The sequence below is a fragment of the Peptoniphilus indolicus ATCC 29427 genome, assembly GCF_000227315.1.
In the GTDB taxonomy this organism is placed as follows: Bacteria; Bacillota; Clostridia; order Tissierellales; family Peptoniphilaceae; genus Peptoniphilus; species Peptoniphilus indolicus.
In genome coordinates this window covers 944,218-958,386 of sequence record NZ_JH165061.1, presented here as the reverse complement: position 1 = coordinate 958,386, position 14,169 = coordinate 944,218, and the positions used below count along the sequence as shown (strand labels likewise).

At 32.7% G+C, this 14,169-nt stretch carries 12 protein-coding genes and 1 pseudogene; 1 reads left to right on the top strand and 12 read right to left on the bottom strand.

Translation table 11 applies throughout. The features are described from left to right. Window positions 1-222: 222 nt before the first annotated feature. The 11 genes from HMPREF9129_RS04325 to HMPREF9129_RS04280 all read right to left on the bottom strand — a co-directional run bounded on the left by HMPREF9129_RS04325 (window position 223) and on the right by HMPREF9129_RS04280 (window position 11,450). Complete coding sequence (locus HMPREF9129_RS04325) at window positions 223-1,062, bottom strand: KilA-N domain-containing protein (RefSeq protein WP_004820736.1); 840 nt, start codon at window positions 1,060-1,062, stop codon at window positions 223-225. A 217-nt stretch (window positions 1,063-1,279) separates the two neighbouring features. Beyond that, complete coding sequence (gene guaA / locus HMPREF9129_RS04320) at window positions 1,280-2,797, bottom strand: glutamine-hydrolyzing GMP synthase (RefSeq protein WP_004820735.1); 1,518 nt, start codon at window positions 2,795-2,797, stop codon at window positions 1,280-1,282. Window positions 2,798-2,805: 8 nt separating this feature from the next. Then, on the bottom strand, window positions 2,806-3,765 hold the full coding sequence (locus tag HMPREF9129_RS04315) for an acyltransferase (RefSeq protein ID WP_004820733.1): 960 nt from the start codon (window positions 3,763-3,765) through the stop codon (window positions 2,806-2,808). A gap of 31 nt (window positions 3,766-3,796) precedes the next feature. Further along, on the bottom strand, window positions 3,797-5,737 hold the full coding sequence (gene tkt / locus HMPREF9129_RS04310; protein ID WP_004820732.1) for a transketolase: 1,941 nt from the start codon (window positions 5,735-5,737) through the stop codon (window positions 3,797-3,799). Continuing rightward, the gene (locus HMPREF9129_RS12265) at window positions 5,721-6,071 is read right to left on the bottom strand and encodes a WecB/TagA/CpsF family glycosyltransferase (RefSeq protein ID WP_004820730.1); all 351 of its coding nucleotides are present in this window, start codon (window positions 6,069-6,071) and stop codon (window positions 5,721-5,723) included. Before HMPREF9129_RS12265 ends, tkt begins: the two co-directional genes overlap by 17 nt. Before the next feature lie 41 nt (window positions 6,072-6,112). Further along, the gene (locus HMPREF9129_RS12260; protein WP_004820728.1) at window positions 6,113-6,499 is read right to left on the bottom strand and encodes a WecB/TagA/CpsF family glycosyltransferase; all 387 of its coding nucleotides are present in this window, start codon (window positions 6,497-6,499) and stop codon (window positions 6,113-6,115) included. Continuing rightward, window positions 6,486-7,601 carry a polysaccharide pyruvyl transferase CsaB gene (gene csaB / locus HMPREF9129_RS04300; protein ID WP_004820727.1) on the bottom strand — a complete coding sequence of 372 codons (1,116 nt, stop codon included), beginning with the start codon at window positions 7,599-7,601 and terminating at the stop codon, window positions 6,486-6,488. Before csaB ends, HMPREF9129_RS12260 begins: the two co-directional genes overlap by 14 nt. Continuing rightward, complete coding sequence (locus tag HMPREF9129_RS04295; protein ID WP_004820723.1) at window positions 7,591-9,669, bottom strand: DUF5693 family protein; 2,079 nt, start codon at window positions 9,667-9,669, stop codon at window positions 7,591-7,593. Before HMPREF9129_RS04295 ends, csaB begins: the two co-directional genes overlap by 11 nt. Window positions 9,670-9,772: 103 nt before the next feature. Further along, window positions 9,773-10,123: a type II toxin-antitoxin system PemK/MazF family toxin gene (locus HMPREF9129_RS04290; protein WP_004820721.1), complete on the bottom strand. Its 351-nt coding sequence runs from the start codon at window positions 10,121-10,123 to the stop codon at window positions 9,773-9,775. A 15-nt stretch (window positions 10,124-10,138) separates the two neighbouring features. Continuing rightward, window positions 10,139-10,462: a holo-ACP synthase gene (acpS, locus tag HMPREF9129_RS04285; RefSeq protein ID WP_004820719.1), complete on the bottom strand. Its 324-nt coding sequence runs from the start codon at window positions 10,460-10,462 to the stop codon at window positions 10,139-10,141. Then, the gene (locus tag HMPREF9129_RS04280; RefSeq protein WP_004820717.1) at window positions 10,449-11,450 is read right to left on the bottom strand and encodes an LTA glycolipid anchor biosynthesis glycosyltransferase, IagA/BgsA family; all 1,002 of its coding nucleotides are present in this window, start codon (window positions 11,448-11,450) and stop codon (window positions 10,449-10,451) included. Before HMPREF9129_RS04280 ends, acpS begins: the two co-directional genes overlap by 14 nt. Before the next feature lie 386 nt (window positions 11,451-11,836). On the opposite strand from HMPREF9129_RS04280, the pseudogene tyrS reads away from it, so the two are divergent. Then, window positions 11,837-13,092, top strand: a pseudogene (gene tyrS / locus HMPREF9129_RS04275) (tyrosine--tRNA ligase). A 170-nt stretch (window positions 13,093-13,262) separates the two neighbouring features. On the opposite strand, the gene HMPREF9129_RS04270 reads toward tyrS, so the two are convergent. Next, window positions 13,263-14,078, bottom strand: coding sequence for a gamma-glutamyl-gamma-aminobutyrate hydrolase family protein (locus tag HMPREF9129_RS04270; RefSeq protein ID WP_004820714.1), 816 nt, complete (start codon window positions 14,076-14,078; stop codon window positions 13,263-13,265). Between the last annotated feature and the right edge of the window lie 91 nt (window positions 14,079-14,169).

Sequence of the window (14,169 nt, the reverse complement as noted above, 5' to 3'; positions counted from 1 at the left end):
ATAAAAACCTCCCATAATTTAATGGAAGGTTCTCTAAGTTGTATATTCAATAAATTATTTAATTATTCCCATTCTTCTTTTCCAAATGTACTATATATCCCAAACCGTCCAAAATACTAGATTCTATTTTTTAATGTACCACCAAATCCACCTAATTATAGGGCGTTTTCAAATTTTTAGTCCCGTACCAGTCCCAGTACCGGAGAAAACTCTATAATAATTTTACTTGTGTAGTTTTTTTATATCTGATTGGTTTAATTTTTCTAAAGATACGAGTTGGGTCTTTGCAAGATTTCTAAGTTCAATCATTCTTTCTTTTTGCTCTAATCCCTTTTCAATTAAAATTGCATTGTAGGATTCCATATTAGCAAGTACTAATAGTTCATTAAGACTTGCATAGTCTCTCATATTTCCTTTTAGGTCAGGATTTTCTTCACGCCACTGTTTTGCTCTTTTATTAAATAGTGCCACATTAAGCATATCTGCTTCACTTGCATATTTAAATGATAACTGCTCATCTGTAAGGTCTTTTAATAAATATTCTTTGATGGCATCTGTATGAATTTTATAATTGATTTTAGATATTTCTCTATGCAGGTTCCAAGTTAATGATAATTTTGAGTTTTCATCTTCTTTAAGTCTTTGATAATCTTTAATTATATAAAGTTCAAATTCTGCAGATATCCATGAAGCAAATTTAAAAGCTATATCTTTATGAGCATATGTGCCTCCATATCTACCCAACTTTACAAATAGTCCTACTGCATTAGTGGTTTTCTGCCATTTTTGAGGTGATAAAGTAAAAGCGTTACTACCCGCCTTTTTTAAATACCCCTCGAATTCGAGGGGGTTAAAATCTGGATTATTTAACTGCTCCCAAATGCCAAGATATTCTATTGTATTATAGTTTCGCATCCAATTTGAAACAACTACATTAGGTTCTTCCTTGTTTTTATATTTTGCTATATCAGTAAGACTTATATAATCATTTTTAAAATCTTCTGTGTAAACCTCAATATCAAAGCCTTTAGCTGAAATTTGATCTTTTTTAATTTTTGACAATATACCCCCTCCTTATTCTAGCTTAATCTTTATTACTTGTATTATAACATAAAAAATGGCCAGGGCACCGTATGCTTCCTGACCTAATCTTAAGATTAAATTAAATATCCCAAATCACTAATTGTCAAATGATATAAGCCACTTTACTCATGTATATAATTTTTATCTTTTTATTTTATAGGCTATTTTTCTGGTAAAACTCCCACACAGGGGAGTTTTACTCCCACTCAATAGTTGCTGGTGGTTTACTTGTTATATCATACACAATCCTATTTATGTGTTTTACTTCATTTACTATTCTAACTGAAACTTTATCTAAAACTTCGTATGGAATTCTTGACCAATCTGCTGTCATGAAATCTGTTGTCTTAACTGCTCTTAGAGCAAGTGTGTAGTCGTATGTTCTAAAGTCTCCCATAACTCCTACTGTTCTGTTATTTGTAAGAACTGCAAAGTATTGGTTTATATCAGAGTCAAGTCCTGCTTTTGCAATTTCTTCTCTAAAGATTGCATCTGCATCTCTTAGTAAATCTAATTTTTCTTTGGTTACTTCTCCAATTACTCTTATTCCAAGTCCTGGCCCTGGGAATGGTTGTCTGTTTACTAAATAGTCTTTAAGTCCAAGTTCTCTACCAAGTTGTCTCACTTCATCTTTAAACAACATTCTAAGTGGCTCTACTATGTCTTTAAAATCTACAACCGATGGAAGTCCTCCAACATTGTGGTGGCTCTTTATCACTGCCGCATCTCCAAGTCCTGATTCTATTATATCCGGATAAATTGTTCCTTGAGCTAGGAAATCTACTGAGCCGATTTTCTTTCCTTCATCTTCAAATACTCTGATGAATTCTTCTCCAATTGCCTTTCTTTTGTCTTCTGGGTCTGTAACGCCTTCAAGTCTCTTTAAGAACCTTTCTTCTGCATCCACTCTTATAAAGTTCATTCCTGAATCTTTAAAAGCTTCTTCAACTTCTAAAGCTTCATTCTTTCTCATCAGACCATGGTCAACTAAGATACAAGTCAAGTTTTCTCCAACTGCTTCTGAAAGTAGTGCTGCTGCAACTGATGAATCTACTCCACCTGATAGGGCAAGTAAAACTTTGCCATCTCCTACTTTTTCTCTTATGGAAGAAATAAGTGTTGTTTTATAATTTGCCATTGTCCAGTCTTGTTTTTCACCAACAACATTTACGACAAAGTTTTTTAACATCTCTGTTCCAAATTCTGAATGATTAACTTCTGGATGGAATTGGAAGCCATATAATTTCTTTTCATCATTTGCTATTGCAGCATTTTCTGTATTGTCTGTCTTAGCGATTGTCTTAAATCCTTTTGGTAATTCAACAACTTTATCAACGTGACTCATCCATACTGTAGAGTCTTGTTCTATGCCATCGAATATTTTATTATCAGAGATATTTAAAACAGTTTTTCCAAACTCTCTTTCAGTTGAAGCCTTTACTTCTCCTCCAAGTACATGGCTCATAAGTTGCATACCGTAGCAAAGTCCCAAAATAGGGATTCCAAGTTCAAAGATTTCCTTTTCTATGCTTGGTGCTCCTTCTTCATAAACTGAATTAGGTCCCCCTGTAAAAACTATTCCACTTGGCTTTTTTTCTTTGATAGCTTCTAAAGCCTTGCTATATGGAACCACTTCACAGTACACATTAAGGTCTCTTATTCTTCTTGCTATAAGTTGGTTATACTGTCCTCCAAAATCAACAACTAAAATCATTTTTCCTCCTATTTAATCTTTTTCTTAACTATATTATAAATGCTATATGGTACAAGTTCTAGTACTATAATCATTAAACTCATTATAATTGGATAAATTACTTTAAAATCTTTAAATGCTTCAGGCATTAATCCAACTTTTAGAAAATATTCAAGCACTAATATATGTGTTGTGTATATAAAAAGTGTTGAATTTGATAGCAAACTCAATTCTGTATCTGTCTTTGACCTAACCACAAATAAAAATACGCTAACTGCATATATAAAGCTAAGTGGATTTACCATTTCAAAGTATGTTACAAAATTTGCATCCGTAGGATTTTCTATCAAAATATCAATCATATACCAGATTGCAAATGCTCCAAATATTGAAAAACCTCTTGGTATATCTTCTTTATATTTAAAAATGTAATGTCCTATCATTGCATAACCTATAGTTGAGTAACTCATTGACAAACTGTATGTTAAAATGAATGGATTCTTAATTAGATTTAAAGTTTTTAAATATGGCACAACTATTGAGCCTAGGAAAAATAAAAATATTGCAAATCTATATTCATTCCTAGTCATATTTGAAACTAATCTATAAACTACCGGTGCTGAGATGAAAAGCACAACTGCAATGTAGAGATAATACAAATGAAATTTTTCATTAATCTTCATAAGATTTTCCATACTGGTGTCATTCATCCACCAACCGTCCCAATACCTATATACGAAGTTAAAGAATAGTATTAAAAATATCAGTTTAAGTACCATTTTAAAGGTCTTTTTAAAAGTTGGTTTTCTTCTATATAGTAAAGCTCCGCTCGCCATCATAAATAGTGGCACTGCGCATCTTGATAGCGCACCATAAAATATTTTAAAGTTTATCAGGTCTTCTGAAACCATATATATATTTGTGTGTATCATCAGAACTAAAAATATTGCCAGTCCCTTTACTAAGTCTATTTCTCTTATTCTCTTCATATTAGTAAAAAAGTCGCCTTTCGGCGACTATTTAAAACTCCTTAAGTGCTCTTTTTACGTTTTCTGCAGTTATTCCAAAATACCTAAACACTTCTGAACCAGGTGCTGATGTTCCAAATTCATCAATAGTTACAAGTTTCCCGTCAATTCCTGCATATTTATGCCAACCATAAGAACTTGCCGCTTCTACTACAACTCTGTTTCTAACGTTGTTAGGTATTATTGATTCTCTATATTCTTCAGTTTGTGCCTCAAAAAGTTCTCTTGATGGCATTGAAACAACTCTTGTTTCTTCATCTGCCGCTTCTACTGCAATTTCAACTTCAGAACCTGTTGCTATGATGATTTTCTTTAGTTCTTTTGTTTCTTTTTGTACTATATAAGCACCTTTTGCCGCATCTCTTGATGAACCTTCTAAATTCTTAAGAGTTTGTCTTGAAAGAATAAGTGATACAGGTGTTGATTTTGAGTTCAGCGCAACTGACCAACCTACTGCCGCTTCTACTGCATCTGCCGGTCTAAATACAATGTGATTTGGAATACTTCTAAGCATTGAAAGTTGTTCTATAGGTTGATGTGTAGGTCCGTCTTCTCCAACTCCGATAGAGTCGTGAGTAAGTATGAACACTGAGCCTAAATTTTGAATTGCAGCAAGTCTGATAGCAGGTTTTAAATAATCTGCAAATACAAGGAATGTTGCTCCATAAGATTTGAATCCTCCATGTAGCATAATACCATTTACTATTGCCGCCATAGCGTGTTCACGAACTCCAAAGTTTATGTTAAGTCCTTTTGGATTTTTCGCACTAAAGTTTTCTTCTTTATCTATATTTGATTTGTTTGATGGCGCAAGGTCTGCTGAACCGCCAAAGAATAAATCAAATTTTTCAGCTATTCTATTTAATGCAACTCCTGAAGATGCACGAGTCGCCATATCTTTTTCAAATTTGTAAAGTTCTTCTGTATTCAAAACTTCTAAATCAAATTTTCCATTCATTGAGTCTACAAGTTTCTTGTATTCTTCAGGATATTTTTCAGCATATAGCTCTTCTACTCTGTTTGATTTTTCGTATTCAAAGTGTAAATCTTTTTTGATGTCTTCAAAATGAGCTCTAACTTCTTCTGAAACGTAGAATGCTTCTTCTGAAGCTTCTAAGAATTTCTTAGTTTCTAAAACTCCGTCTGCTCCAAGTGGTTCTCCATGCGCTTTGCTTGTTCCAACTCTTGGTGAGCCATATCCTATTTCTGTAGTTACTTTTATAAGTGAAGGCCTTTCATCTTTTTTAGCTTCTTCTATTGCCGCTGCAATTGCTTCTATGTCGTTTCCGTCTTCAACTTCTATAACTTGCCAACCCAGTGCTAAATATCTTGAAGCAACGTCTTCTGAGAATGCTAAGTCAGTTGATCCTTCTATTGAAATTCCATTTGAATCGTAAAGAACTATAAGCTTTGATAATTTAAGAGTTCCCGCAAGAGATGAAGCTTCGTTAGAAATACCTTCCATTAAATCTCCATCGCCACATATTACAAATGTATGGTGGTCTACAACTTCAATGTCTTTATTATAAATTGCGGCCATGTGCTTTTCTGCCATTGCCATACCAACTGCCATAGATATACCTTGTCCAAGAGGCCCTGTAGTAGCCTCTACACCAACTGTGTGTTTATACTCAGGGTGCCCCGGTGTACGTGATGAAAGTTGTCTAAAGTTCTTTAAATCTTCTATTTCAAGGCCATATCCAAAAAGGTGAAGTAATGAATACAACATACTTGAACCATGACCTGCTGAAAGAATAAATCTATCTCTGTTTATCCAACTTGGGTCACTAGGATTGTGCTTCATATTTTTCCAAATTGTGTAAGCCATTGGAGATGCTCCAAGTGGTAATCCAGGGTGTCCTGAATTTGCGGCTTGAATTTGGTCCACTGAAAGTAATCTGATGGTGTTAATAGCTTTAGTTTCTATGTTCATTTTTTCCTCCTACTACTACAGAATTCTTATCCTTTATTACAGAATACAAAAATTTAGGTATTGCCACTTGTCTTTTTATTCTGGCTGGGTCTGATAACAATCTATAAAGCCACTCTAAATTTAACTTTATAAACGCCTCCGGAGCTCTTTTACTCACTCCGGCAAGTATGTCTATAACTCCGCCATTACCTATTATAATTTTTGAATTCAATCTGCCCTTATTATGTTCTATCCAAAGTTCTTGTTTAGGATAACCCATACCCAAAAATATTATATCAGGTTTTAATGAATTTATCTGTTCAATTACTTTAAGTTCTTCTTCATGGTCTCCCATTCCCAAATGAGCTCCCTTGAAATATCCATCATGATAACCAACTATATTAAGCTTTTCATCTTTTTTAAATTTTTATAAGCTTGCTCTACAATTTCGGGTTTTGTTCCAAGTAAAAACAAACTGTATCCTTCTTCTCTACAAAGGTCTATCATCTTTATAGATAAGTCAAACCCTGTTACACGCTCCTTTAACGGCAACTTCTTCATCTTTGAGCCATAAATAAGCCCTATACCATCTGCCACAACCAAGTCCGCAGAATTTATTATGTCTCTCATCTTAGGATTGTCTCGTGCATCCACAACAATTTCAGTGTTCGGAGTCATTATGGTGTGTAATCTATCTTCTTTCAAAAAACCTTTAATCTTTTCAAAGGCTTCATCGAAAGTTACATTGAAAACCTCAACTCCAAATATACTAACCTTTTCCATGCTCTGTATTTAATACCTCCAAAACCCTTTGATTGTGCTCTTTGGTCTTTTTTACAAATTTAAGCAAATATCCACTAATTTCTTTTTTAAGTTCATCTCTATCTTCTATAGATTGTAAAATTTCTTTGGCTAACTCATCCGATTTGAAATTTTGTACATAGTGGTTTTGTACTCTATCTAATTCTTTCATAAACCCGTCAATTTTAGGGTCGTATGAAATTCCTATGGGATAAACTCCCATAAGTGTCGAAAATATAAGCCCGTGAAGCCTCATGCTCACACATATATCTAAATTCCCTATCAATGATAGATATTCATTTACGTGTAAATAGTGGTCTGCCAAGTATATATTTTCATATTTATCTTTTATTTTATCATAAATTTCAGTTTCAATTTTTAAATCTAAATGGTAAAAGAATGGAATCAGTATTATATTGACATCTCTTTCACTCTTTACGAGTTCAATTGTCTTTATAAATTCATCTATAGTTCTCTCTCCTGAATTCTTCCAATTCATAACTATCATTCCAACATTTACTGCATTTTTTCTAACTCCTAGCCCATCAAGGACTTCTCTTCCCTTGTCCAAACTCGGTTTTTTTATTCCAAATACAGTGTCTGTCGTTACTTGAACATCTCTTTTTACATTTAAATCTCTTAAATACGCTTCGCTTTGTCTATCTCTAACATTTAAATAATCTACTTTATTTAAAATTTTTCTTGTCAAAAATCTATTAAAAGTTCTCCTAATAGGTCCTATTCCTTGAGAATATATAAAAGTTTTCTTTCTCATAAGTTGAGCAAGTTTCAAAATCCCAAGGTAATAAAGTATAGATTTACTACTACTTACATCTTGAAGAAGTGAGCCTCCTCCTGACAAAAGCATGTCTGTACTGCTGATATTTTTTAGAATATCAGTTATTTTAGACCTATTTACTGCTTTTACTCCATATTTTTCCGTTGTCCAATCTGGATTTTTCGATAATACCACAATTTCAGCATCGCTAATCTCAGATATTCCGTCTACTAGACCTTTTAGAATAGCTTCATCACCTATGTTGTTATAGCCGTAGTACCCGGACACCAAAATTTTATTTGCCAATGTATTTGTCGTACCCCTTTCTTACAACTTCTGCAACATATACAAAAACTAAGGCTATAAGTGCCACAACTAAATATTGCACACAAACTCTAGTAAATGAAATATAAAGTGGTGTTCTTATATGAGAGAAAGTATTTACTATGTCTGCCATACCTATTGAAGCTAAAAGTATCAATATAAGTGTCATTATTTCAGCTCTTTTTCTATATGCTATATACATCAAAAGCACTATTGCCGGCCAACCCATTAAGATAGCTTTAGTTCTTGGTCTAACTGGTAGATATATTTCCATCAAGTTTCTTGCAAGTAATTCCATTCCTGGAATTTTAGTGTTGGTGTTCCCACCTCTTAGCAAGAATATCGCAACTAAAATCAACAACATTCCCGCAAGGCCCGCTTGCCAAAATTTTACATCCATATTTAATACATTTCTAATTTCTTTTACTTGTATTTTTGGAGCAGTCTCTTCAGTTCTCCCAAAACCAATGTATGCCGCATATATTACAAATGCAAATAATATTGGTAACATTTGAGAAATTTTAACTCCTCTAAATTCTACAAGCTCTACTAAATAATTTGTTCCGCTCAAAAATGAAACTTCGTTTAAAGCTCCTATCATACTTATCAAAATAGCTATTAAAAGCAATAACATTCCATGAGTATAAATTTTAAAAGTCTTTACTTCTCTATTTTTTCTTCTCTTCACAAGCATATAATTTTCCATTATCACTGTAAGAGCTAGTGTCGGATAGACTACTATCGCCGCCAAGTTAAACAACAAATTGCCCAGGTTTTCTTTTATTCCAAGTCCAAAAAATGTAAGTGACGTAAAAATTCCAATTCCCATAAGTATAGCTGAAACAAGAGCCGGCAATTTAAATATTATCTGTAAAAGTAGTATTCCAGCTGCCACCACACCTATCGCCACAGGTATTTTAAACAGTCTATTTGGACTCCATGTTCCAATTGGATTTACTTCACCTGCTGTATATCCCTTTTGTCCCATTCTTTCAGCTAAAGGAAGTAATACATTTCCATACATTTGTGGATCTGTTATTATTTCATTTCCCTTTGTGTAAGGAGCAATGAAAACCACTGCTACATTTCTTTCTGAAATAGCTCTATAATACACATTTGTAAGCTCTTGTCCATTTCTGTGTAGAGGAATTTGATAATCATATCTATCTTGTAAGTAATCCCAAGTAGTAAAAGCTCTAAACTTTCTAACTCTATCATTTTTAATTACATTATTAACGCCTTTTAAATCTGTATGTCCTCTTTGATTAGAAGATTCAACCAGTCCAAGTGCCATATTATTTTTATTAAGTAAGTCTATAAATTCCTCATCAATTGATTTATCTTTAGATCTGTTTGAATAAAATTCTGTTCCTGAAAATACAATCCACTTTTGTTCAGGGTTATATTTTTCTACTACTCCAATAAATCTTTCCATTGTCTTTTTAGGATCTTGAATTCTTGAATAAAAATTAGGTCTTAAATTTACTTTTAACCCATTATCTTTTAATTCCTCTATTAATTTTAAATCATATCCCAATCCCACATACTCAAGAACTGAACTCTTATAACTAAAATCACCTATACGTTTTTCTTCTATATCAAAAGCTCCTACACGATTTCCCACTAAATCTTCGGGTCTTCCTTCTACTATTATCTCTTCTTTTGAAATCTTTGTAATCTTTCTAGGTTGTTTTAAAGTTTCCAAGCCATTTATTATAAAGTTCAACTCTTCAGAGCTTCCCTTTATATCTAAATCTTGTCCGATCATTTGTGTTCTAAGTTTTGAATTTGGCAATTTTCTCATAGAATCAATAGTGTATTCATTTAAAGAAATTGTAGTTACTCCATTTTTTTGTAACTTCTTAAAGTATTCTATTGACGAATCTCCACTTTCATAAGAAAGTTTTAAAAATTGATTGTAGTCAGCCACTACATCATATCCCTTATACTGTACCTCCGCTCTGTATCTTCCAACTACAAAATACATTGAAAAAACAACAGATAATAATATAAGCCCTAACATTATATATCCTCTATTCAGCTTTTGCATAATATCTCCTCTTACTAATTAATTTATATTTTTCATTATACTATGATTACTTTATTTTTTACAGAAAAAAGGCCTCTCTCTTGAGAAGCACTTTAATATGTATTTATTTTTGAATGTTTAAACTCACACTCATTGCATGATCTATTTCCCTCATAATATCTTCATTAAACTTTCCTATTTTTTCTCGAAGACGTTTTTTGTCAATAGTTCTAATCTGCTCAAGAAGTATTACAGAATTTTTCGGCAACGGCACTCCTTTTGCATCTACATTGACATGAGTTGGAAGTTTAGCTTTATTAAGCTGAGATGTAATTGCAGCAACTATTGTAGTTGGAGAATATTTATTCCCTACATCATTTTGTATAATTACTACAGGCCTCACACCTCCCTGCTCAGACCCTATAACCGGAGATAGATCTGCATAAAAAATGTCTCCTCTCTTGATAATGTTCATAACTTTTCCTCTAACTTACTTGAGCATACAAACTGCAACTGCATAATCTCCGTCATGCGAAATAGAAAGTTCAAATACTTTTTCTCCAACTCTGGCTCTAGGATATGGATTGTATTCAATTGCTATTTCTTTAAATCCAACTTCTCCTATTCCAGTACCGAGTGCTTTTGAAACAGCTTCTTTTGAAGCATACATCCCCGCAACTGTATTTTTGCTCTTTTGCTTTTTCTGTATATACTCAATCTCCTCTTTTGTAAAAATTCTTTTCAAAAAGTTATCTCCAAACTTTTCTAGAAGCTTTTCTATCCTATCTACCTTTACTAAGTCAACTCCTAACACTTAGTGCCTCCTCATATAACTTACCTAACTTACGACCTATTTCTATTATGTCCTTATCCTCTACGAATTTATACCCTGCTTTTGAAATGTTTGGCAACTCTCCAGTTAAAATACCCCTTATTTTAACCTCAAATTCATCAACAGAACTTGCCTTATACACCTGTTCTCCATCTTTCAAACTACTATAAATATCAATACTCCTAACCAAGACATTTGTACCAGTAGCTAACGCTTCAAGTAGTACTATACCTTCTGTTTCTTCATATGTGGGGAAAAAGTATAAGTCTGAAGCACTGTATGCGAGTCTCAGTTCTTCACTTGAAACATAACCTGGAAATTTTAAATTTGGAAGTTTTACGTTTACTGCTTGTCTTACTTCTTGAGGTAGTAGTTTTGGGTCAGTATATCCGAACCAAATAAATTCGTATTCCGGCATTCTCTTTGCAAGTTCAACAAAATCCAATATGCCTTTTCTCTTTATGTATAGCCCCACTGAAACTATTACCTTCTTACCCAAAGTGTTATATTGTTCATCAAAAACACTTCTGTCAGATGGTTTAGCTTTCCAAAAATTTAAATCAATTCCATTTGAAATAACTTCAATTGGACTCTTTAAATTATACTTTTGTAGTAATTCCTTAGAATACTCAGTAGGTGTTAGTATTAAATCTGAATTGTTGTAGCATTTTATAAGCCATTTCTTAAAAAAAGGTGCAAGTTGGTTTGAAAACATAAAAGAGTTTTTAAAATCCTCTTCTGTTGAATGTGCATGGTAAACTACAGGTATTCCTTTCTTTTTACACTTTTTTGTAAATATGTACGATTTTGGAAACACTGTATTAATATGTACTATATCATAATTATCTTTTATATCTGTTGTGTAATTGATCCCTGCTTCACTAAGGGCTTTTTCCTGATGCTTTATCGCCTTTCCTACGCCTGAGTCCTTTACAACATCATAGTCTTCTTTATATAAAAGTACATTCATTGCAGTAACCCCTCCATAAATATATTACCATACATTAGTCTATTGCACATCTAATTTTATTGATGTATGCTTATTGGGTTGACAATTTATTTTATATGAGCTATATTTATAGACAAGTAAATATGGACAGATGGTACCCAGTAAGCTTAGCGCCGAATTACAATACCGGAGTCCAAGGCAACTGTGCTTAAACAGTATTGAGGCTACAAGCGAAAAAAGGTGGTACCACGAAAGCGTCCTTTTATATGCATGTGGTTTTTTTATTATCTAAATTTATATAGCTTAAGAATAAAATTTATTTTATATAGTTTGAATAATATTTTATACTTAAATCTTCGCTAGTCAATATAAATTTAAATTAACTTTAAATTAATTTAGGAGGAAAAATGGAAAACAAAACTAATGTATATGACTTGCTTGAACAACGTGGTTTTATAGACCAAGCAACTTATGCTGAAGAATTAAAAGAATTATTGGGAAAAGAAAGTGTAACTTTCTATATAGGATTTGATGCTACAGCTGACTCATTAACTTTGGGACACTTCCTACAAGTTAGAGTTATGCAACACATGCAAAAATTCGGCCACAGACCTATCGCCCTTCTTGGTGGTGGTACTACTATGATTGGAGACCCTTCCGGAAAAACAGATATGAGAAAGTTACTTACTAAAGAAGACATCGACCGCAATGCAGAATGTTTTAAAAAACAACTTTCCAAATTAATAAATTTTGAAGGAGACCCTGAAAATGGAATCCAAAAAGCAATCTTTACAAACAATGCTGATTGGCTTTTAAATTTAAATTTCCTTAACTTCATGAGAGAAATTGGAGTTCATTTCAGCGTAAATAGAATGCTTACATTTGATGCATATAAAAATAGAATGGAACGTGGACTTACATTCTTTGAATTTGGATATATGTTGATGCAAAGTTATGACTTCCTACATCTTTACAGAGAACACGGATGTAAATTACAACTTGGAGGAAGTGACCAATGGTCAAATATGTTAGGTGGTTACGAACTTGTTAGAAAACTTGAAGAAGACAAAGTTTACTCAATGACATTCAAATTATTGACTACTGCATCAGGAATTAAAATGGGCAAGACAGTTAGCGGCGCTATTTGGCTTGACCCAGAAAAGACAACTCCTTATGAAATGTATCAATACCTAAGAAATACAGATGACAGAGATGTAATAAAATTCTTAAAACTTCTAACACTTCTACCTATGGAAGAAATTGAAAAATATGAAAGCTATGAAGGTTCTCAATTAAATGAATTAAAAGACCTCCTAGCTTATGAAGTTGTTAAAGATGTACACGGAACACAACTTGCAAATGAAGCTCGTCAAGCTTCTAAGGCTCTTTTCGGTGGTGGAGCAGATTTAGAAAATGTTCCTTTCACAGAATATGACAAATCCGAATTTGAAGAAGGTAAAGGACTTTTAAATCTTCTAAATGAAACAGGACTTACAAGCTCAAACTCAGAAGCGAGAAGACTTGTTACACAAAACGGTATTGCAATTGATGACGAAAAAGTTACTGACCCTAAGACAATTATAACTCTTGCTAATTTTGACGAAGAAGGCAGAATGATGATTAAAAAAGGTAAAAAGTTTACCACCAAATCAGAATAAAATAATTTAAAACACTCTCTTTAATTCAACTTAAGGAGAGTGTTTATTGTTTTTCTAATTATTTTTATTTAATCTAACTTAAGATAATAAAATCTGATTAATTTTTCGGGCAATTTATTTTCACATAGAATTTATTCTACATATTTACAAGTTCAATCAAGAGCTATTCAGCTAATTATTTAGTTTCTTTTTCCGGACTCACTTGATTAATAAAATCTTGATATATCTTCAATGCAAATTCATCTTTATCATTTATTATTAAATCTTCTGGGTGCCATTGGAAACCAATAAAATAAGTTTTGTCATTTCTTACAATTGCTTCGATAGTTCCATCAGCTGCTGTAGCAACTACATCTAAATTTTCACCTAAATCTTTTATAGCTTGGTGGTGCCATGAATTTACTTCTATAGCTCCATCTTGTCCAATAATCTTGTGTAAAAGTGTATCTGGAACAATTGTAACTTCATGTTTTACAAATACTTCTCTATTAGGGTCTCTGTGTACTATTTCAGTTGGTCTTTGAGTGATTATATCTTGATATAGAGTTCCACCTGATAATATATTGGTTAATTGCATACCTCTACAAGTAGCCAATGTATGTTTATCAGCTTCTAAACAAGCTTTGATTAGTGCCACATCTGAAATATCTCTTGTCGGATTTATATCCTCTAAATTTGGATGAGGTTCTTCATTGTAAAGAGCAGGATTCAAATCATCTCCGCCAGTAATTATAACTGCATCTACTTCTTCAATAGCTTTTTTTGCTTCTTCGTCATTTGTAAATTGTTTTAAAAATATAGGCTCTCCTCCGGCTTTTTTAACTGCATCTGCGTAAAGTTGAGTGTCTTCGTCAATTTCATCAGCTGCCCAAGATATACCTATCTTAGCTTTTAAAACTTCATCTTCTTTTTTTGAGCATCCAACCATAATTGACAAACTTAAACTCAAAACCATTGCCAACAACAGTATCTTTTTTAAATTTAATTTCATACAAAGTCTCCTTTCCGTTGTTAAAATATGTAAGCTCTTGATTTATAACTTCATTATATAATTAAGCTAACGTTTTCTCAATCTTTCTTTT